Origin of the sequence: Marinobacterium mangrovicola (assembly GCF_004339595.1) — a bacterium.
Lineage (GTDB): Bacteria > Pseudomonadota > Gammaproteobacteria > Pseudomonadales > Balneatricaceae > Marinobacterium_D > Marinobacterium_D mangrovicola.
Genome location: NZ_SMFU01000007.1, coordinates 1,424,857 through 1,443,873 on the forward strand (window position 1 = coordinate 1,424,857; position 19,017 = coordinate 1,443,873).

Below are 19,017 nucleotides of genomic sequence, written 5' to 3' on the forward strand. Positions count from 1 at the left end.
TTTAATCTCTCGGTGGAGGCGGCGCCAGCACTTCGCGCTGGCCGTTGGAACCCGCTTCTGAAATGACACCGGCGGCTTCCATGGATTCAATCATTCGTGCAGCGCGGTTATAGCCGATCTTCAGCTTACGCTGAACCGATGAGATCGAGGCCTTGCGCGTTTCGGTCACAAAGGCCACGGCTTCGTCATACAGAGGGTCTGCCTCATCATCAAACAGATTACCACTGCCACCCGCGCCGTCACCGCCGGGCTCGCTGAGAATTTCATCGATATAGACCGGCTCACCCATCGCCTTCCAGGCTTCAACCGTGCGGTGCACCTCATCATCGCTGACAAAGGCGCCATGCACGCGGTTAGGCAGACTGGTGCCGGCCGGCAGGTAGAGCATGTCACCGTAACCCAGCAGGTTTTCCGCGCCGGACTGATCGAGAATGGTGCGCGAATCGATCTTGGACGACACCTGGAACGCGATACGGGTCGGCACGTTCGCCTTGATCAGGCCGGTAATAACATCCACTGACGGACGCTGGGTCGCCAGGATCAGGTGAATACCGGCCGCCCTCGCCTTCTGGGCGATACGGGCGATCAGCTCTTCCACCTTCTTGCCGACCATCATCATCATGTCGGCAAACTCGTCGACCACAACAACGATGTAGGGCAGGGTTTCCAGGAAAGGCGCAGGTTCAGAGGGGTCCAGCCCCTGCTCCTGCGGATTCCAAAGCGGATCACGCAACGGCTCACCGCGTTCCTGCGCCTTGGCCAATTTCTCGTTGAAACCGGCGATGTTGCGCACTCCCATCTTCGCCATCAGACGGTAACGACGTTCCATTTCGGCCACACACCAACGCAGACCGCCGGCCGCCTCTTTCATGTCGGTGATAACCGGCGTCAGCAGATGCGGAATGCCATCGTAGATCGACAGTTCCAACATCTTCGGGTCCACCAGCATCAGCCGCACCTCATCCGGTGTGGCCTTGAACAGCAGACTAAGCAACATCGCATTAACGCCAACTGACTTACCGGAACCGGTGGTACCGGCCACGAGCAAGTGCGGCATCTTCGCCAGGTTAGCCACCACCGGATTGCCGGCAATATCGTTACCCAGCGCCAGCGTCAGGCGAGAGCTGGCTTCCAGATAGGGCTTAGCGTTAAGTACTTCGCTCAGGCGAACGGTCTGGCGGGTTGAGTTGGGAATCTCAATACCGATAACGGACTTACCCGGAATAACCTCGACCACTCGCACGGCGGCCACCGCCATGGAACGCGCCAGATCACGTGCCAGGTTGGAGATCTTGCTGGCTTTAACACCCGGCGCGGGTTGAATCTCGAAACGGGTAATCACAGGGCCCGGATTTACCTCTACAACTTCGGCAACCACACCGAAATCTTTCAGCTTGGCCTCCAGCAGGCGCGAGAAGTCTTCGAGCTCCTCCTCGGTATAACCGTGATCGCTCTGCAGCTCTGGCGGATCAAGCAGATCCAGCGATGGGAGTACCGGCGGAGCCTTGCGGCTGGTGGTACCGGAGGGCTGATTCCCCGGAGGCTCGTCATCGACCAGTGGCTTATGCGATTCTGACAGCGGTACGATTTTAACGCCCTTGCGGCTGGCTCCGGCCTGCTGGTCCGCTGCCGGACTTGGCTGCGCAGGTGCTTCCCAGGGCGGCATCTCCTCTGCACTTTCAGGTTGGGGCTGCGGCTCGCTGAGGGGCTCTGCCGGTTTAGTCTCAGGTGCGGGTTCTGGCTGGACCACTGGTCTTGGCGCAGCTGCTTCGGCGGCCTGAGGCACATCGGGTTCCTCTATTTCAGCCGCTTTTCGAGCGCCCGGCACATCGGTTACGACCTCATCAGCCTGACTATCGCGCGCGCTGAGTCCCTCCAATGAGAAGGAAGGTTCAACACGCTCCCTGTGGACCGGCTGTTCACCGGCAAGAGGCTGGGTGCGCTGCCGGATCGTTGCCTCGGCGCGGGCGTCTGCGCGACTAGGCTGAACCGCAGGACGCTGCTGCTCTTGGGGGCGCACACTTTGGGGACGCTCACTGTGAGAGTAGGACTTCTTGAAGAGCGGCTCATCTCCCTCCCCCTCTTCTGCAACCTCATCGAAAGACTCTGTTTTGCGCCGACTCAGCCTCTCGATAATAAACTCCCAGCCGCGGAGCATCGCGCCACCACAGCTTTCCAGCGCCGTTTTCCAGGATACCTCGGCGTAAAGCGTGAGACCGAAAAGCAGCAGGGTCCAATGCACCACCGAGCTACCTACAATACTTAGCCAGGCTACGGAGAGATCAGACAGGGCCTGACCGATCAGGCCACCCGCAGTGAAGGGATAATTGAGACTGCCATTAGAAAGATGCATCGATGCCAGCGCCGATAAACCGATCATCAGTAAAATTGCGCCACTAAGACGCAGCATGATGAACGGAATCGCATCGAGCAATCCGGCGCGCCGCTGACGCAGGAAGCGCACAGCCGGCCAGATAAACATGAACGGCAGAAGATAGGCACCCACACCCAGCAGTGACACGGCCACATCGGCGATCCAGGCACCAGTCACCCCGGTCAGATTAGAGGCAGTACCCTGGTAGCCCATATGTGACCAACCCGGGTCCTTGGGGTCGTAACTCAGTATCGCCAACAGCAGAAAAATGTTTAAGCCGATCAGCAGCACCAACCCTGCCTCCTTGGCGACCCGGGCCAGCTGCAATCCAAGTGCTGTAGAACTATTGATACGCTTTTCGTTCAAGCTTTTATCCTTAACGCGTTACCCTGCAGTAAAGGGTGAAAAATACCATACTTAGGAGGTCGACGCCGAGCCTTAGGCCTGTGACCTTAAATGGACAATATTGTCCTGGAGCGGTAAATTCCCCGCCATTCGAGCGTCTTGTTTTTGTTGCGCGGCGCCCCCAAATCTACGATCACTACATTCACTCTTTATAAACGGGATCTCCCAAGACCATGAGCGAAGTCCAACACCACCGCCTGATCATCCTCGGTTCCGGTCCGGCAGGATACACCGCAGCCGTATACGCAGCCCGAGCCAACCTCAATCCTGTGGTCATCACCGGTATGCAGGCTGGCGGCCAGCTCACAACCACTACCGAAGTGGACAACTGGCCGGGCGACGCCGAAGGCGTTCAGGGCCCCGAGCTGATGCAGCGCATGCAGGCGCATGCCGAACGTTTCAACACCGAAGTGATCTTTGACCACATCAATGAAACCGACCTGCAGAACCGCCCCTTCCGCTTGAAAGGCGACATGGGCGAGTACACCTGCGATGCCCTGATCATCTCCACAGGCGCCTCTGCCCAGTACCTGGGACTGGATTCCGAAGAAGCGTTCAAGGGCAAAGGCGTCAGCGCCTGTGCAACCTGCGACGGTTTCTTCTACCGCGGCCAGAAAGTGGCTGTCATCGGTGGCGGCAACACCGCCGTTGAAGAAGCGCTTTACCTCTCCAACATCGCCGCAGAAGTGACACTGGTGCACCGTCGTGACAGCCTGCGCAGCGAAAAGATTCTTCAGGATCAACTGTTTGATCGCGCCGAAAACGGCAACATCAACATTATCTGGAACCATCAGCTGGAAGAAGTGCTCGGCGACGATACCGGTGTAACCGGTATGCGGATCAAGAGCACCGAAGATGGCGCGACTCAGGATCTGGATCTGCAGGGCGTTTTCGTCGCCATCGGCCACCGCCCGAACACCGAGCTGTTTGAAGGTCAGCTGGAGATGAACAACGGCTACCTGAAAATCCGTTCCGGCCTGGAAGGCAACGCCACCCAGACCAACGTCGAAGGCGTCTTCGCCGCCGGCGATGTGTGTGACCATATCTACCGTCAGGCGGTTACCTCCGCTGGTTTCGGCTGCATGGCAGCACTGGACGCAGAGCGTTACCTGGATGCTCTCAGCAAATAAATACCTCATCAGTAATACCTGAGCAGTAAACAGGAGAGGCGCATCGATGATCCCCTGGCTTCACCCGACGCGCCATGAGTTTCCGCCGGTCGATCAGGCACTGGAGTCCCCCAACGGACTCCTGGCCGCCGGCGGCGACCTCTCCCCTCATCGAATTCTCAATGCCTACCGAAACGGCATTTTCCCCTGGTACAACGCCGACGAACCGATTCTCTGGTGGAGCCCTAATCCACGCTGCGTATTGTTCCCGGAAGAGATCCACATCTCCCGCAGCCTGCGAAAAAAAATCCGTCGCGGCGAATTCAAGGTCACATTCGACCATTCCTTTGCCCAGGTCATAGACGCCTGCGCGGCGCCACGCCAATATTCCGAAGACACCTGGATCGGCCGGGACATAAAGAACGCCTATATCAGCCTGCATCGCATGGGTATTGCCCACTCCGTCGAGGTTTGGGAAAGCGAGGAGCTGGTTGGCGGTCTATATGGCCTTGCGATGGGAAAGATTTTCTTTGGCGAGTCAATGTTCAGCCGGCGTACGGATGCTTCCAAGATCGGTTTTGCCCATCTGGTCGAACATCTTAAAAACTGGGGCTATGATTTGATTGACTGCCAGGTTTACAACGACCACCTTGCCAGTCTAGGAGCCCGGGAGATTCCACGCGAAGAGTTCATCCTTCTGCTCAACAAGCTACTTGAGCCCGGAACTCCGCATGAGTGGAACGCCACCCAGATCTATCAGAATAAAGGCGGCGAACATGAGTGACCTGCAAACTTTGCGCTTCTACGCAACACCACCGCACGATTGCAGCTATCTGCCGGGGCGCAAGGCAAAAACTCTTTTTGTAGACCCGCAGGCCGAGGTAAATGGCCCGCTTTACAGCGAACTCAGCGACCTGGGATTTCGCCGCAGCGGCTCACATATCTATCGTCCTCACTGCGACAACTGTAACGCCTGCGTCTCGGTGCGCATTCCGGTGCGTAAATTCAGCCCTACGAAAACTCAACGCCGCATCTGGCGGCGCAATGCAGACCTGAAAGTGGTGTCCGTCGCGCCCCAACTCACCATCGAATATTACCGGCTTTACGATCGCTACATTACCGAGCGCCATGCCGATGGCGACATGTTCCCCCCCTCCCCCAGCCAATTCATGAGTTTTCTTGTCGAGGGAGACCAGCCCAGCAGTTTCTATGAATTCCGCGATCCGGATGATCACTTGGTGGCTATCGCCGTGACCGACGAACTGGAACAGGGACTTTCTGCGCTCTACACCTTCTTCGACCCTGACGAAGAACGTCGCAGCCTCGGCACTTACGGCATACTTTGGCAGATTGAGGCCGCCAAAAACGCGGGCCTCGATTACCTCTACCTGGGCTATTGGGTCAGGGATTGCCGGAAAATGAGCTACAAGACCGCCTACAAACCTCTGGATATGCTGGTCGCGGACCAGTGGATCCGTCTCTAAACGACCTCTTAAGGCAGGCTAAAACTGCAAATCTCTTTGATATAACAGAGGGATTCAGGCAAAATAATGCGCTTTCCGACCGGCGCGTATCCAGCCGGGTACAAAAAACAGCCCAGAGGTACCGATTGAATGGCCAAAGAAGACTCAATTGAAATGGAAGGCACCGTGATCGACACTCTGCCCAACACAATGTTCCGTGTTGAGCTGGAGAACGGTCATGTGGTTACTGCCCACATTTCAGGCAAGATGCGTAAGAACTACATCCGTATTCTTACGGGTGACAAGGTAAAAGTTGAACTGACTCCTTACGATCTGAGCAAAGGCCGCATCGTTTACCGCGCCCGTTAATTCACGAGCGCAATAAACGAAACGGTGAGCAGCGCCTCTACGCTGCCACCGCGGCCACCTCAAGCTCAATCTCCCCACTATCGCCGACGCGGATATCTACTTCACCGCCACCATCGGCCAGATCCCCGAACAGAATCATCTCAGCCAGCGGCTTCTTGATTTTCTCCTGTATCAGGCGTTGCATCGGGCGAGCCCCCATCTGCTCATCGTAGCCATGCTCGGCAAGCCAGGCGCGGGCATCCTCGTCCACATTCAACACAACACGCTTCTCATCCAGCTGCGCCTGCAGCTCGGTGAGGAACTTGTCGACAACACCCTTGACGATATCGGTGCTGAGCGGCTTGAACTGGATAATGGAATCCAGGCGGTTGCGGAACTCCGGCGTGAACAGACGCTTGATCGCTTCCATTCCGTCGGTGCTGTGATCCTGGTGCGTGAAACCAATGGAGGGCCGGCTCATCTGCTCGGCTCCGGCGTTGGTAGTCATCACCAGAATAACGTTGCGGAAGTCCGCCTTGCGACCGTTGTTGTCGGTCAGCGTGCCGTTGTCCATTACCTGCAGCAGCAGGTTAAAGACTTCCGGGTGCGCCTTCTCGATCTCATCAAGCAGCAACACACAGTGCGGCGACTTGGTGATCGCTTCGGTCAGCAAACCACCCTGATCGAAACCGACGTAGCCCGGAGGCGCACCGATCAGACGGGATACGGTATGCCGCTCCATGTACTCGGACATATCGAACCGAACCAGCTCGATACCCAGGACACGCGCCAGCTGAGAAGTCACCTCGGTCTTACCAACACCGGTCGGACCTGCAAACAGGAACGAACCCACTGGCTTATTGGGTGCCTTAAGGCCTGCACGGGACAGTTTGATCGCCGCAGAAAGCGTACCGATCGCCTCGTCCTGACCCAGAACCACCATCTTGAGGTTCGGCTCCAGCTTGGCAAGCTGCTCTTTGTCCGAGACAGTGACACTCTTCGGCGGAATCCGCGCAATCTTGGCGACAACGGTTTCGACTTCGGCCACATCGACAACGCTCTTACGCTTGTCTTCCGGCAACAGACGCTGATAGGCGCCCGCTTCGTCGATCACATCAATCGCCTTGTCCGGCATGTGTTTGTCGTTAATGTAACGATCAGCCAGCTCGGCAGCAGCCTGCAGCGCTTCATCGGTGTACTCAAGCTCGTGGTGCTCCTCGAAGCGGGACTTGAGACCGCGCAGAATCTGGTAGGTATCCTGTACGCTCGGCTCAAGCACATCGACCTTCTGGAAACGCCGTGCCAGAGCACGATCCTTCTCGAAGATGCCACGGAACTCCTGGAAGGTCGTTGAACCTATGCAACGGATTTCACCAGAGCTAAGCAACGGCTTGAGCAGGTTGGACGCATCCATGGAACCACCGGAGGCGGCGCCGGCACCAATAATGGTGTGGATCTCATCGATAAACAGAATGGCGTGCGGCTGCTTCTTGATCTCGGCCAGCAGGCCTTTTAGGCGTTTTTCAAAGTCACCGCGGTACTTGGTACCCGCCAGCAACGCACCGAGATCCAGGGAGTAGACCACGCTTTTAGAGATGATCTCGGGAACCTTGTCCTCGATAATCAGCTTGGCCAGACCTTCCGCGATAGCGGTTTTACCGACGCCTGCCTCACCCACCAGCAGCGGGTTGTTCTTGCGACGACGGGAAAGAATCTGCACCACACGCTCCACTTCGGAGTCGCGCCCCACCAGCGGGTCGATCAGCCCAAGAGCCGCCTGCTGGTTAAGGTTCACGGCAAACTGACTGAGCTGACTTTTACCAGCTTCAGCACCCTCTTCACTTTCGGTAACCGAGTCGTTTTCCTGACTCTCCTGCTCACCGACCTTGGAGATGCCGTGGGAGATAAAGTTAACCACGTCGATCCGTTCTATGCCCTGCTGCTGCAGCACGTAGGCCGCGTGGCTCTCCTGCTCGCTGTAGATAGCGACCAGCACGTTAGCGCCACTGACCTCCGATTTGCCGGAAGACTGGACATGGAAGACCGCCCGCTGAAGTACACGCTGAAAGCCCAGTGTTGGCTGGGTTTCCAGGTTGGGCACATTCTGGGGTAACAGTGGAGTGGTCTCATCAATGAATACGGACAACTGCTGACGCAGTCTTTCGAAGTCCGCGCCGCAGGCGAGCAGAACTTCCGCCGCCTGGCGGTTATCCAGCAGCGCGAGCAACAGATGTTCGACTGTCATAAATTCATGATGCTTGTCCCTGGCGGATTTAAATGCCGCACTGAGGGTTTCTTCAAGCTCGCGATTCAACATGGCTGCAGCCTCCTGTCAGACCGACTCTACTTCACAAAGCAGCGGATGCTTGTTCTCACGTGAATATTGATTCACCTGAGCCGCTTTGGTTTCAGCAACATCCTTGGTAAAAACGCCACACACCCCCTTCCCTTGAGTATGGACCGACAACATTACCTGTGTCGCCTTTTCCTGATTCATATTGAAAAAAATCATCAGAACTTCAACCACAAAATCCATGGGGGTGTAGTCATCGTTCATCAACACCACGCGGTACATCGGTGGTTTTTTCAGTTCCGGCTTGGCCTTTTCCGTGGCGATCGAGCCGCCGTGACCGTCATAATGCTCGCCATCGGAGTCCTCCGCCATCCCCTTGATACTGTTCCTATAAAACGACATAAGCAACTGATTTCTTTAACCTTATGTAGGTAGATCTATTTCCTGAACATTGGGTCTAGTGTCGCACTGACCAGATGTTATACTGCCGCGAAATGCAGGAGTGTTTCTCCAGTATCTGCAGTCCCTGCAATGATGTAAAGGAGTACCTTCTACGCCGCGCAGGACGTAGGGGTTCGCAAAGAGTACTGTCCATTGTTTTACATGGATGGGGCTTAAGTAGAGCGAAATCAACGGGAGTAGATTATGCAAACAGGGAAAGTGAAGTGGTTTAACAATGCCAAAGGTTATGGCTTTATCCTCTCCGAAGCTTACGAAGAGGAACTGTTTGCCCACTTTTCTGCGATCCTGGCTGAAGGCTATAAAAGCCTGAAGGCAGGGCAGACGGTTCAGTTTGATACCAAGGATGGCCCCAAAGGCATCCACGCAGTCAACATCCGCACGCTGGACTGAACCAGAACAAGACTCCGCACTGTTACACGGAGTTTTGTTTTAAAGTATCGAGCAGGCTCGGGATCGCCTACGTCGCCATCTCAGGGGCTCTTACATTCTCATGATCCGAGCCAATTGACGCCACTCCGCTGCCTGTGCACGCCCTGACAAGCAGCCCGCCGCGCAGATCTCCTTCGTTATAAAGCGCCGGGCGGCTTTGACCATCCGTCGCTCCGCTTTAGAATGCGCCCTCCTCCATTCGACTCAGAAACCAGACCGGGGCCATGTCACAGATTCTGTTATTCAATAAACCTTTTCAGGTGCTTAGCCAGTTCACCGACGCTGAAGGCCGTGCCACCCTGGCCGATTTCATCACGGAGAAGAACTGCTACGCCGCCGGTCGTCTGGATTATGACTCCGAGGGCTTGATGATTTTGACCGCGGATGGCGCACTGCAAAGTCGGATTGCGGATCCGAAATTTAAGCTTGAAAAAACCTACTGGGTACAGGTGGATGGAATTATTTCGGATGAAGCGCTGCAGCAGCTACGCCGCGGCGTTGAACTGAAGGATGGTCCAACCAAACCGGCCAAAGCAGAACGACTGAACGACCCAGTTGTGTGGGAGCGCCAGCCTCCGATCCGCCAGCGCGCCAACCAACCAACGTCCTGGCTGGAGTTAAAGATACGCGAAGGCAGAAACCGACAGGTACGTCGCATGACCGCAGCCGTTGGCTTTCCAACCCTGAGACTGATCCGCTATGCCATCGGCAGCTGGACACTGAATGGCCTTCTACCCGGCCAGTACCGACAGGATGAAATCCACCTGCCGGTCAGCACTGCGAAAACCAGCCGGGCCCGCAAGCCGGGCCCCAGAAACACTAACTCCCGGAACGGTCGTTCTCAGAGCCCCAGGCGTCGGCAGCCCTGAGGTCAGTTTCTTTCTGGTCGACCCAGTGCCCTTTGCCACCGGCAATCTCTTTTTTCCAGAACGGCGCATCGCGCTTCAGGTAGTCCATCAGAAACTGAGCCGCTTCGAACGCTTCACGGCGATGCGCGCTGGTCACACCGACAAACACGATCTCATCGCCGGGCTCCATGCGCCCGACACGATGTCGTACAACAATATTGCCCAGCGACCAGCGCTCACGTGCCTGCTCAACGATCCGTTGGAGGCTGCGCTCGGTCATACCCGGGTAGTGTTCAAGCTCCAGCGCCTGCAGCGAGCCATCAGCGAAATCACGCACCAGGCCGGAAAAAGTCACTACAGCTCCATACTCGGTGACACCCTGGCGCAACATCTGGTTGAAGGCAGAGAGATCGAAATCCGCCTGCTGTACCCCTATATCGTTTAACTGCACTTACTTCTCCCGCTTTCTCTCTTGCGATCCTCGAACATAACGAAAACCCAACTGACCGACCGAAACCGTGCCACTGAATCGTTTTCCTCTCTGCACTGGCGGCTATCGACTTATTCGTGGCCTGCTTTGCTGGTATTATCTGCCGAAAGCGGCGCATTCGAAAACTTTCGCGCGACTCTTAGCCGATAATTTTGCTGCGCCAAACAGTCGTTCCGAGCCAAAAGCACCTACTTGATCATGCGCTGGACCCCACACGCCACCGTTGCCACCATTACCGAACGCGAAGGTCGCTTCCTCCTTGTCGAAGAACTTTCCGCCGAGGGTGAGCTGGTAATCAACCAGCCTGCCGGACATCTGGAGGAGAACGAATCCTTCATCGACGCCGCGCGACGAGAGACGTTGGAGGAAACCGGCTGGCAGGTTGAACCGAGCCATTTTCTTGGTCTCTATGTTTACAAGGCGCCATCCAACGGTGTGACCTACCATCGCGCCTGCTTTATCGCCAATGCCCTGTCCCATGATCCGGAGCTGGAGCTCGACAGCGGCATACAGCGTGCGCTTTGGCTTACCCGCGACGAGATCGCCGCACGCAGCGCCATGCTGCGCAGCAAACTGGTGCTTGAATGCATCGACGACTATCTTGCGGGAACCCGTTATCCGCTTTCGCTGATCCACGAACCTTGAGAGAAAAGACATCCAATCCATGAGCGAACCCAGCGCCACCAAAGTGATCGTCGGCATGTCCGGCGGCGTCGATTCATCCGTCTCCGCACTGCTGTTGATGCAGCAGGGCTATCAGGTCGAAGGCCTGTTCATGAAAAACTGGGATGAGGATGACGGCACCGAATACTGCACTGCCAAGGACGACCTCGCCGATGCGCAATCCGTCTGCGACAAACTCGGTATCACTCTGCACACGGCCAACTTCGCCGCCGAGTACTGGGACAACGTATTTGAGCACTTCCTGGAGGAGTACAAGGCCGGTCGCACGCCGAACCCGGATATCCTTTGCAACCGGGAGATCAAGTTCAAAGCATTCCTCGAATACGCACAGATGCTTGGCGCCGATCTGATCGCCACCGGGCACTACGTACGTCGCGGTGATCGTGACGGTCACGCGGTTCTGCTCAAGGGACTCGATGCCAACAAGGATCAGAGTTACTTCCTGCACCAGGTAGGTGAAGCCGAACTGGCCTTGACGCTATTCCCTGTTGGCGAACTGGAAAAACCGGCGGTGCGCGCCCTGGCTGAAGAACACGGCCTGGTTACGCACAATAAGAAAGACAGCACCGGCATCTGCTTTATCGGCGAGCGCCGCTTCAGCGACTTCCTCAAGCAGTACCTGCCGGCCCAGCCAGGCAAGATCGAAACACCGGATGGCGATGTGATTGGCGACCACCAGGGTCTGATGTACTACACCATCGGTCAACGTCAGGGCCTAGGCATCGGCGGCCTTCACGACTACCCGGAAGAGCCCTGGTTTGTCGCCGGCAAAGACCTGAACCGCAACGTACTGATCGCGGTTCAGGGGACTAACCACCCGCTGCTGTTTTCAGACTGGCTCACCAGCGCTGATATTTTCTGGATCAACGGTGAAGCACCTAAAACGCCGCTACGCTGCAAGGCCAAAGTGCGCTACCGTCAGCCCGATCAGGACTGCGTCATTCATCGCGATAAAAATGGCTACCGGGTTGAATTTGACGAGCCGCAGCGCGCTGTGACACCGGGTCAGTCCGTGGTTTTTTACCTGGACGACCTCTGCCTCGGTGGCGGCGTTATCGAAACCACATCCCGCATCGTTTCCGAGGAGAGCGCCTGATGGCACGCGAACACGACGAACAGGCGATTGCGCTTGCCGGTCTGTTTCAGGCGGCCAGCCTGGTGGAACAGATCGCACGACGCGGCATGATCGCGCAAAACAGTTTTGAGACCTCCATCGCCAGCCTGTTTGTCTCCGACCCGAAGCTGACCGAAGATGTGTACGGCGGCCCCCATGATGTTCCCTTCAATCTGGGACTGGGCCTGAAGCAGATGCAGGAGCTGGTCGACAAACGTGCGGGCGGGATCAACCCGGACGTGATGAAGTATGCACTGACACTGATTCAGCTGGAGCGCAAACTGGCAGCCCGCCCCGATATGCTCGAGGAGATCGGCAAGCGCCTCGATCAGCTGGAGCAGAAAGCGCACTATTTCGACGACCAGCCGTCAGACGACGGCACCGCTGCAGACAGCGCCTTTGATCCGTCGATCTACACCCATTCCAATGTGATCGCCGGTATCGCCGCGCTCTACCAGGACACCATCAGCACCTTTACCATCCGCGTTCAGGTGGGTGGCGACCCCCGCCATCTGCAGAACAGCGAAAACGCCGCCCGCATCCGCGCCTTATTGCTCGCAGGAATCCGCGCCGTGATTCTCTGGCGCCAGGTGGGCGGCAAGCGCTGGCACCTGTTCTTTTTCCGCTCACGGGTGCGCGCATCGCTGCAGAAATTCCACACCGGCGGCCACTGAACCGCCGGTCCAAGATCCGACCTAACCTTTGGGGCGCAAATCCGCTATAATGTGCGCCCTTTTCTACTCAACCGCCAAATTAGTGAGACTGTTCGACATGGAGCTTTCTGCCCTCACCGCTGTTTCCCCGGTCGATGGACGTTACGGCAGCAAAACTGCCGACCTGCGCAACGTTTTCAGTGAATACGGCCTGATCCGTTTTCGCGTCGAAGTCGAAATCCGCTGGCTCCAGCAGCTTGCCGCACACCCTCAGATCACCGAAGTCCCGGCCCTGAGTGAAAACGCCAACGCTCGCCTGAACAGCATCGTCAGCGATTTCGGAATCGAAGATGCCGAGCGCATCAAAGAGATCGAGCGCACCACCAATCACGACGTGAAAGCGGTGGAGTACTTCATCAAGCAGGAGATCGCAGAGAACGACGAACTGCTCGCGATCAGCGAGTTCGTTCATTTCGCCTGCACCTCTGAAGACATCAACAACCTGTCTCACGCACTGATGCTGAAAAACGGCGTCGCGGTGATGAAACAGTCGATGCAGAAAGTCGCTGAAGAGATTGCCGAGCTGGGCCGCAAACACGCTGACCAACCGATGCTGTCACGCACCCACGGCCAGACCGCTTCTCCGTCTACCCTGGGTAAAGAGATGGCCAACGTGGCCTACCGCCTGCAGCGCCAGCTCAAACAGCTCGATCAGATCGAGTTCCTGGGCAAGATCAACGGTGCGGTTGGTAACTACAACGCTCACCTGTCTGCCTATCCGGAAGTTGACTGGGAAGCTAACGCCCAGGCGTTCATCCAGTCTCTGGGTCTGGACTGGAACCCGTACACCACTCAGATCGAGCCGCACGATTACATCGCCGAGCTGTTTGATTGTGTCTGCCGTTTCAACACCATCCTGATCGACTTTGACCGTGACGTCTGGGGTTACATCTCCATGGGCTACTTCAAGCAGCGCACCATCGCTGGCGAAGTCGGCTCCTCCACCATGCCGCACAAGGTCAACCCGATCGACTTCGAAAACTCCGAAGGCAACCTGGGTCTGGCTAACGCCATGATGCAGCACCTGGCGACCAAGCTGCCGATCTCCCGCTGGCAGCGCGACCTGACCGACTCCACCGTTCTGCGTAACATGGGTGTTGGTTTCGGCTACAGCCTGATCGCCTACCAGGCGAGCCTGAAAGGGATCAGCAAGCTGGAAATGAACGCCGACCGCCTCAACGCCGACCTGGATAACGCCTGGGAAGTGCTGGCCGAGCCGATCCAGACCGTAATGCGCCGCTACGGCATCGAAGCACCGTACGAGAAGCTGAAAGAGCTGACCCGCGGTAAAGCGATGACCAAAGATGTGCTGATGGAGTTCATCGACAAGCTGGATATCCCGGCCGAGCCGAAAGCGGCGCTGAAGGCAATGACCCCGGGGAGCTACATCGGTAACGCAGAGGCTCAGGCGCGTCGCATCTGATCCCTGCTGCTGCCAAGCAAAAGAGCCGGCCCGATAGCCGGCTCTTTTACGTTCAGGGCTACGAAGCCGACATCCAAAGACCCGACAGGGCTAAAAACAACTTCGACAGATCCACCATTATGCTGAGCAATATCCGAATCGTACTGGTTGAAACCTTCCACCCCGGCAATATCGGAGCAGCCGCCCGAGCCCTGAAAAACATGGGCCTGAGTCAGCTCTACCTGGTCAAACCGCGCCTGTTCCCTGATGCGGAGGCGGAATCCCGCGCCGCCGGCGCCAAGGACCTGCTCGACAGCGCGGTTGTCGTCGACAGCGTTGAAGAGGCGATCGCAGACTGCCAGCTGGTAATCGGCACCAGCGCCCGCGAACGCAGCTATGATCTACCTCTAATGGATCTCGAAAGCGCTGCCGGCCAGGTCATTGAAGAGTCCAGCGACGGACAGATCGCGATCCTGTTCGGCCGCGAAACCATGGGGCTGAACAACGCCGAGATGCTGCTGTGCAATCGCCACCTCTACATCGATGCCAACGAAGAGTATCCGGTGCTAAACGTTTCCCAGGCCATTCAGCTCGTTTGCTATGAGCTGCGTCGCGCGGAGAGGCAGGGCCAAAACAAGGCTTCCGAGCCGGCACCCTACCCACGGCAGCAGGAGATGGTCCTGTTTTATGAGCACCTGGAGCGCGTACTTCGGCTCACAAACTTCATCATTCCCCAGCATGAAGGCCGGGTGATGGACAAACTGCGCCGCTATTTCAACCGTTCCCGGCCGGAGAAAACCGAACTGGGAATGCTGCGCGGTATTCTAAATTCGGTGGAAGAAACCGCAGAACGGCTCAGCAAAGACTGATCTACAACGCTACAACGGCTCTTTCCGGCTGCTAAAGTTAAACGCTAACGGGTAAAACCAATTACCCAGCCTAAGCGATGGGAGAGCCCTATGAGCCAAAGCCTTCATCAACTGGTGCGCCAGGCCGACGAACTGCACAAGGCACTGGCAGACACCGCCGGGAGCATGGAACAGTTTCAGTACAACCTGACCGGCATACAGCGCTGCGCCGACCAAATCAGCAGCTGCCTGCGCAAGGTTGGTAATAACAAAACTGCAGCCCTATCCGCCCGGGATACACGCAAAGTAATGGAAGAGCTGGAACTGGCCGCAAACGAACTTCAGGAGCTTCTCAGCAAGTGATCGACCAATATCCCCTCGGCGAACTCTCCGCCGAACAGTTTCTTGCCGAATACTGGCAGAAAAAGCCGCTGCTAATCCGCCAGGCGATTGCCGATTTTGTACCACCGGTCAGCGCCGACGAACTGGCCGGCCTTGCCTGCGAAGAGGAAGTGGAATCCCGACTGGTGCAGTTCAATGCCGAACAGGACAGCTGGTCACTGGAGCATGGTCCCTTCCCTGAGGAGCGCTTCGCGAACCTGCCGGAAAGCCACTGGACTCTACTGGTACAGGCCGTGGACCACTGGTCACCCGAAGCCGCCGACCTGATGCAGCGCTTCAGCTTTATCCCCAACTGGCGTGTCGACGACCTGATGATCAGCTATGCCGCCGATCAGGGAGGCGTGGGCCCCCATTACGACAACTACGACGTATTTTTGCTCCAGGCCGAGGGTGTGCGACGCTGGGAGATCGGTGCGATCTGCGATGAAACCTCGCCACGCCGTGAAGATGCCCCGGTCATGATCCTGCCCGAATGGGTCGCTGAAGAGACTTTCGATCTGCAGCCCGGGGATATGCTTTACCTGCCGCCCCAGGTGGCACATAACGGCTACGCCCTGGGCGACGGCTGCATGACTTACTCCATCGGCTTCCGCGCCCCTGCCCACAATGAAATTCTGCGCAGCTTCAGCGACTTTATCGGTGAGCAACTGGGCCGCGAGATCCGCTACAGCGACAAGGACCTAGCGCTCCAGGCCAACCCCGGAGAGATCACACCGGCAGCGCTGGACCGCGTGGCCGAGACGCTGCACAACTATCTTCAGGACCGGGAGCAACTAAGCCGCTGGTTCGGCGAGTATATGACCGATCCCAAGTACCCGGAGCTTAAAGAAGAGGGCGAAACACTCAGCCCAGCCGAGCTTGCCGAATGCCTTGAGGAGGGTTACCTGCTGCGTCGGAACGAGGGTGCACGATTCGCTTTTGTCCGTAACACAGACAACTCAACCAGCGGCAGACTCTTTGCCGAGGGCAACAGCTATCCCGTTGACGGCGACACCCTCGCTCTGGCTGAACAGCTTTGCGGCGATCAACGCAGCCTGGCATTGAATGCTGATGAGATCACCAATACTCAGTCCAGCCTGCTCTGCACCCTGATTCAGACCGGCAGCCTCTATCTGAGCGAAGAATAACCCCTGCATATAACCGGCCGGCATCTATTCGGCCGGTTATATCGACCAATCCTTGTCATATTCATCCAGCCAACCCACCTTCTCATCTTCGACTTTCGTCAAAGCCCGCCTCAAAACAACGACAAAAAAGCAAGCGACTACAAATTTTGTAGTCAGATTTTTTTAGACTTTAAATGAATTTAAAACATTGCGCTTATTCTTTTTAGTTTATGTAAATGGCCGATTTTTTAGCCCCGACCAAAGTATTTACTACCAAAGAAATAGAGCCCCAAACCCCTGTTAAAACTGGGCATTTTGCGCTGCAGCAGAATTTCATCCGGGTAGTATTACTACACCTGCCTTTTTAATCCGCTTGTAGTCCTTGTACACACTTTGCTGCTGTGCACAAAAGCGCTTTGACACCCCTTCTCCAAGGTCACATTATTCGGGCCATGACAACGCGCCACCCCAACAGAGCGCAGTCGATAACCAAAGATTTTTTGCTCCAAATACTTGCTCCAAACAACAGGAAAAACTGTCGAGGAAAAGTCATGTCAGATTACAAAAAAGCAATTGACGCAGTAGCCAGCCTGAAAGCAGTAAACGGCGCCCCCTGGGAAGGTATCAACCCGGAATTTGCGGCCCGCATGAAGGTGCAGAACCGTTTTAAAACAGGTCTGGATATTGCGCGCTACACCGCCAAAATCATGCGCCAGGATATGGCTGAATACGACGCAGACTCCTCTCAGTACACTCAGTCTCTGGGCTGCTGGCACGGCTTTATCGGTCAGCAGAAGCTGATCTCCATCAAGAAGCATTTCGGCACCACCAAGAAGAGCTACCTCTACCTGTCCGGCTGGATGATCGCCGCACTGCGCTCTGAATTCGGTCCGCTGCCTGACCAGTCCATGCACGAGAAAACCTCTGTACCGGCGCTGATCGAAGAGCTTTACACCTTCCTGCGCCAGGCTGACGCCCGCGAAATGGGCGGCCTGTTCCGCGCCCTGGACGCCGCTCGCGAAGCTGGCGACGCCGCCGCAGAAGCAGAAGTACAGGCCAAGATCGACAACTTCCAGACCCATGTTGTGCCGATCATTGCAGACATCGACGCCGGTTTCGGTAACGAAGAAGCAACCTACCTGCTCGCCAAGAAGATGATCGAAGCCGGCGCCTGCGCTATCCAGATCGAAAACCAGGTATCCGACGAGAAGCAGTGCGGTCACCAGGACGGTAAGGTTACCGTTCCCCACGCTGACTTCCTCGCCAAGATCCGCGCGGTTCGCTACGCCTTCCTTGAGCTGGGTGTAGACGACGGTGTTATCGTTGCCCGTACCGACTCCCTGGGTGCAGGCCTGACGAAGCAGATCGCCGTAACCAACGAGCCGGGCGACCTGGGCGACCAGTACAACGCCTTCCTCGACGGTGATTACGTGGAAAGCGCCGACGACATCGCCAACGGTGATGTGGTTGTTAAGGCCAACGGTAAGCTGCTGCGTCCGAAGCGCCTCGCATCCGGCCTGTTCCAGTTCAAAAAAGGCTCAGGTGAAGACCGCTGCGTACTGGACTGCATCACCTCTCTGCAGAACGGCGCCGACCTGCTCTGGATTGAAACCGAGAAGCCGCACGTTGGCCAGATCGGTGGCATGGTAAACCGCATCCGTGAAGTGATCCCGAATGCCAAGCTGGTTTACAACAACAGCCCGTCCTTCAACTGGACGCTGAACTTCCGCCAGCAGGTATTCGATGCCATGGTCGAAGCGGGTCAGGACGTCTCTGCTTACGACCGCGCCAACCTGATGAGCGTTGAATACGACGATACCGAACTGGCGGCCACTGCTGATGAGAAGATCCGTACCTTCCAGCGCGATGCGTCCCGCGAAGCCGGCATCTTCCACCACCTGATCACGCTGCCAACTTACCACACCGCCGCCCTGTCTACCGACAACCTGGCGAAAGAGTACTTCGGTGAAGCCGGCATGCTGGGCTACGTAGCCAACGTACAGCGCAAGGAGATCCGCCAGAGCATCGCCTGCGTCAAGCACCAGAACATGGCCGGCTCCGATATGGGTGACGATCACAAGGAATACTTCTCCGGCGACGCCGCCCTGAAGGCTTCAGGTAAAGACAACACCATGAACCAGTTCGGTTGATAGTCTGATTTTTCAAAAGAATCAGATCGCTAAAACTTAACACTCTCTCGTGTGCCCGTTGTGCGTCTTTCTCCCCAGTGAGACGCCGACGGGTTTTTTCGTTATCCACCTCATTACTGAACTGTTAAGCACCTCATTACTGAACTGTTAAGCACCTCATTACTGAACTGTTAAGCACCTCATTACGAGTGAGGCATTCGGTTCACCCTTCCACTTTTCTAATTAGTGACTCGAACCAGCACCCTGCCCCAAACTTTACTTTGCGCTGGCTATCGCAGGCCCTGATATGACAGCCCACCTTTTACGACGATCCAGGATCCGCATAAGGCTTTCTAAACCAAGGGTAACCGGCTTTGTTGAGAGCAAAAATCAACCAG

The 19,017-nt window shown here is 56.5% G+C and carries 18 protein-coding genes; 14 read left to right on the forward strand and 4 right to left on the reverse strand.

What is annotated here, in order from left to right; translation table 11 throughout:
• Nucleotide 1 precedes the first annotated feature (1 nt).
• Complete coding sequence (locus CLV83_RS07345; protein WP_132289582.1) at nucleotides 2–2,740, reverse strand: DNA translocase FtsK; 2,739 nt, start codon at nucleotides 2,738–2,740, stop codon at nucleotides 2–4.
• A 212-nt stretch (nucleotides 2,741–2,952) separates the two neighbouring features.
• Between CLV83_RS07345 and trxB the strand changes: the two genes are divergently transcribed.
• From trxB to infA, 4 genes are all read left to right on the forward strand, one after another.
• On the forward strand, nucleotides 2,953–3,909 hold the full coding sequence (trxB, locus tag CLV83_RS07350; protein ID WP_132289585.1) for a thioredoxin-disulfide reductase: 957 nt from the start codon (nucleotides 2,953–2,955) through the stop codon (nucleotides 3,907–3,909).
• Nucleotides 3,910–3,955: 46 nt separating this feature from the next.
• A complete protein-coding gene (aat, locus tag CLV83_RS07355) occupies nucleotides 3,956–4,672 on the forward strand; it encodes a leucyl/phenylalanyl-tRNA--protein transferase (RefSeq protein WP_132289588.1) in 717 nt (238 codons plus the stop codon).
• Nucleotides 4,665–5,372 carry an arginyltransferase gene (locus tag CLV83_RS07360; RefSeq protein WP_132289591.1) on the forward strand — a complete coding sequence of 236 codons (708 nt, stop codon included), beginning with the start codon at nucleotides 4,665–4,667 and terminating at the stop codon, nucleotides 5,370–5,372. Before aat ends, CLV83_RS07360 begins: the two co-directional genes overlap by 8 nt.
• Before the next feature lie 129 nt (nucleotides 5,373–5,501).
• Nucleotides 5,502–5,720 (forward strand): translation initiation factor IF-1, encoded by a 219-nt coding sequence (gene infA, locus CLV83_RS07365; protein ID WP_007019821.1) that lies wholly within the window; start codon nucleotides 5,502–5,504, stop codon nucleotides 5,718–5,720.
• A 37-nt stretch (nucleotides 5,721–5,757) separates the two neighbouring features.
• Here the strand turns inward: infA and clpA are convergent, their stop codons facing one another.
• Entirely contained in the window at nucleotides 5,758–8,016 is a 2,259-nt protein-coding gene (gene clpA, locus CLV83_RS07370; protein WP_132289594.1) for an ATP-dependent Clp protease ATP-binding subunit ClpA, read from the reverse strand.
• Between the two features lie 15 nt (nucleotides 8,017–8,031).
• Complete coding sequence (clpS, locus tag CLV83_RS07375; RefSeq protein WP_243642340.1) at nucleotides 8,032–8,364, reverse strand: ATP-dependent Clp protease adapter ClpS; 333 nt, start codon at nucleotides 8,362–8,364, stop codon at nucleotides 8,032–8,034.
• A gap of 273 nt (nucleotides 8,365–8,637) precedes the next feature.
• On the opposite strand from clpS, the gene CLV83_RS07380 reads away from it, so the two are divergent.
• Both CLV83_RS07380 and CLV83_RS07385 read left to right on the forward strand, forming a co-directional pair.
• Nucleotides 8,638–8,844 (forward strand): cold shock domain-containing protein, encoded by a 207-nt coding sequence (locus CLV83_RS07380; RefSeq protein ID WP_104001504.1) that lies wholly within the window; start codon nucleotides 8,638–8,640, stop codon nucleotides 8,842–8,844.
• 263 nt (nucleotides 8,845–9,107) lie between these two features.
• Nucleotides 9,108–9,752, forward strand: a complete 645-nt coding sequence (locus tag CLV83_RS07385) for a pseudouridine synthase (RefSeq protein WP_132289600.1) — start codon at nucleotides 9,108–9,110, stop codon at nucleotides 9,750–9,752.
• Here CLV83_RS07385 and moaE read toward each other — a convergent pair.
• Nucleotides 9,703–10,182 (reverse strand): molybdopterin synthase catalytic subunit MoaE, encoded by a 480-nt coding sequence (gene moaE, locus CLV83_RS07390; RefSeq protein ID WP_132289603.1) that lies wholly within the window; start codon nucleotides 10,180–10,182, stop codon nucleotides 9,703–9,705. The two genes, CLV83_RS07385 and moaE, sit on opposite strands and share 50 nt — an antisense overlap.
• A gap of 237 nt (nucleotides 10,183–10,419) precedes the next feature.
• Here moaE and CLV83_RS07395 point away from each other — a divergent pair, with 237 nt between their 5' ends.
• The 8 genes from CLV83_RS07395 (at nucleotide 10,420) to CLV83_RS07430 (ending at nucleotide 18,640) form a co-directional block, all read left to right on the forward strand.
• Nucleotides 10,420–10,866: an NUDIX hydrolase gene (locus tag CLV83_RS07395; protein ID WP_132289606.1), complete on the forward strand. Its 447-nt coding sequence runs from the start codon at nucleotides 10,420–10,422 to the stop codon at nucleotides 10,864–10,866.
• Nucleotides 10,867–10,885: 19 nt separating this feature from the next.
• On the forward strand, nucleotides 10,886–12,001 hold the full coding sequence (gene mnmA / locus CLV83_RS07400; RefSeq protein ID WP_132289609.1) for a tRNA 2-thiouridine(34) synthase MnmA: 1,116 nt from the start codon (nucleotides 10,886–10,888) through the stop codon (nucleotides 11,999–12,001).
• Entirely contained in the window at nucleotides 12,001–12,693 is a 693-nt protein-coding gene (hflD, locus tag CLV83_RS07405; protein ID WP_132289612.1) for a high frequency lysogenization protein HflD, read from the forward strand. The genes mnmA and hflD overlap by 1 nt, the downstream gene beginning before the upstream one ends.
• A 97-nt stretch (nucleotides 12,694–12,790) precedes the next feature.
• The gene (gene purB / locus CLV83_RS07410) at nucleotides 12,791–14,155 is read left to right on the forward strand and encodes an adenylosuccinate lyase (RefSeq protein ID WP_132289615.1); all 1,365 of its coding nucleotides are present in this window, start codon (nucleotides 12,791–12,793) and stop codon (nucleotides 14,153–14,155) included.
• Between the two features lie 119 nt (nucleotides 14,156–14,274).
• Nucleotides 14,275–15,003: an RNA methyltransferase gene (locus CLV83_RS07415; RefSeq protein WP_132289618.1), complete on the forward strand. Its 729-nt coding sequence runs from the start codon at nucleotides 14,275–14,277 to the stop codon at nucleotides 15,001–15,003.
• Nucleotides 15,004–15,093: 90 nt separating this feature from the next.
• Complete coding sequence (locus tag CLV83_RS07420) at nucleotides 15,094–15,345, forward strand: hypothetical protein (protein ID WP_132289621.1); 252 nt, start codon at nucleotides 15,094–15,096, stop codon at nucleotides 15,343–15,345.
• Nucleotides 15,342–16,511 carry a cupin domain-containing protein gene (locus tag CLV83_RS07425; RefSeq protein ID WP_243642307.1) on the forward strand — a complete coding sequence of 390 codons (1,170 nt, stop codon included), beginning with the start codon at nucleotides 15,342–15,344 and terminating at the stop codon, nucleotides 16,509–16,511. Before CLV83_RS07420 ends, CLV83_RS07425 begins: the two co-directional genes overlap by 4 nt.
• Before the next feature lie 530 nt (nucleotides 16,512–17,041).
• Nucleotides 17,042–18,640, forward strand: coding sequence for an isocitrate lyase (locus tag CLV83_RS07430; protein WP_132289624.1), 1,599 nt, complete (start codon nucleotides 17,042–17,044; stop codon nucleotides 18,638–18,640).
• Nucleotides 18,641–19,017: the final 377 nt, after the last annotated feature.

What these genes read in the sequence shown, in the direction of transcription:
- trxB (WP_132289585.1), top strand. Translation starts at nt 2,953, where the DNA reads ATGAGCGAAGTCCAACACCACCGCCTGATCATCCTCGGTTCCGGTCCG.
- aat (WP_132289588.1), top strand. Translation starts at nt 3,956, where the DNA reads ATGATCCCCTGGCTTCACCCGACGCGCCATGAGTTTCCGCCGGTCGAT.
- CLV83_RS07360 (WP_132289591.1), top strand. Translation starts at nt 4,665, where the DNA reads ATGAGTGACCTGCAAACTTTGCGCTTCTACGCAACACCACCGCACGAT.
- infA (WP_007019821.1), top strand. Translation starts at nt 5,502, where the DNA reads ATGGCCAAAGAAGACTCAATTGAAATGGAAGGCACCGTGATCGACACT.
- clpA (WP_132289594.1), bottom strand. Translation starts at nt 8,016, where the DNA reads ATGTTGAATCGCGAGCTTGAAGAAACCCTCAGTGCGGCATTTAAATCC.
- clpS (WP_243642340.1), bottom strand. Translation starts at nt 8,364, where the DNA reads ATGGCGGAGGACTCCGATGGCGAGCATTATGACGGTCACGGCGGCTCG.
- CLV83_RS07380 (WP_104001504.1), top strand. Translation starts at nt 8,638, where the DNA reads ATGCAAACAGGGAAAGTGAAGTGGTTTAACAATGCCAAAGGTTATGGC.
- CLV83_RS07385 (WP_132289600.1), top strand. Translation starts at nt 9,108, where the DNA reads ATGTCACAGATTCTGTTATTCAATAAACCTTTTCAGGTGCTTAGCCAG.
- CLV83_RS07395 (WP_132289606.1), top strand. Translation starts at nt 10,420, where the DNA reads ATGCGCTGGACCCCACACGCCACCGTTGCCACCATTACCGAACGCGAA.
- mnmA (WP_132289609.1), top strand. Translation starts at nt 10,886, where the DNA reads ATGAGCGAACCCAGCGCCACCAAAGTGATCGTCGGCATGTCCGGCGGC.
- hflD (WP_132289612.1), top strand. Translation starts at nt 12,001, where the DNA reads ATGGCACGCGAACACGACGAACAGGCGATTGCGCTTGCCGGTCTGTTT.
- purB (WP_132289615.1), top strand. Translation starts at nt 12,791, where the DNA reads ATGGAGCTTTCTGCCCTCACCGCTGTTTCCCCGGTCGATGGACGTTAC.
- CLV83_RS07415 (WP_132289618.1), top strand. Translation starts at nt 14,275, where the DNA reads ATGCTGAGCAATATCCGAATCGTACTGGTTGAAACCTTCCACCCCGGC.
- CLV83_RS07420 (WP_132289621.1), top strand. Translation starts at nt 15,094, where the DNA reads ATGAGCCAAAGCCTTCATCAACTGGTGCGCCAGGCCGACGAACTGCAC.
- CLV83_RS07430 (WP_132289624.1), top strand. Translation starts at nt 17,042, where the DNA reads ATGTCAGATTACAAAAAAGCAATTGACGCAGTAGCCAGCCTGAAAGCA.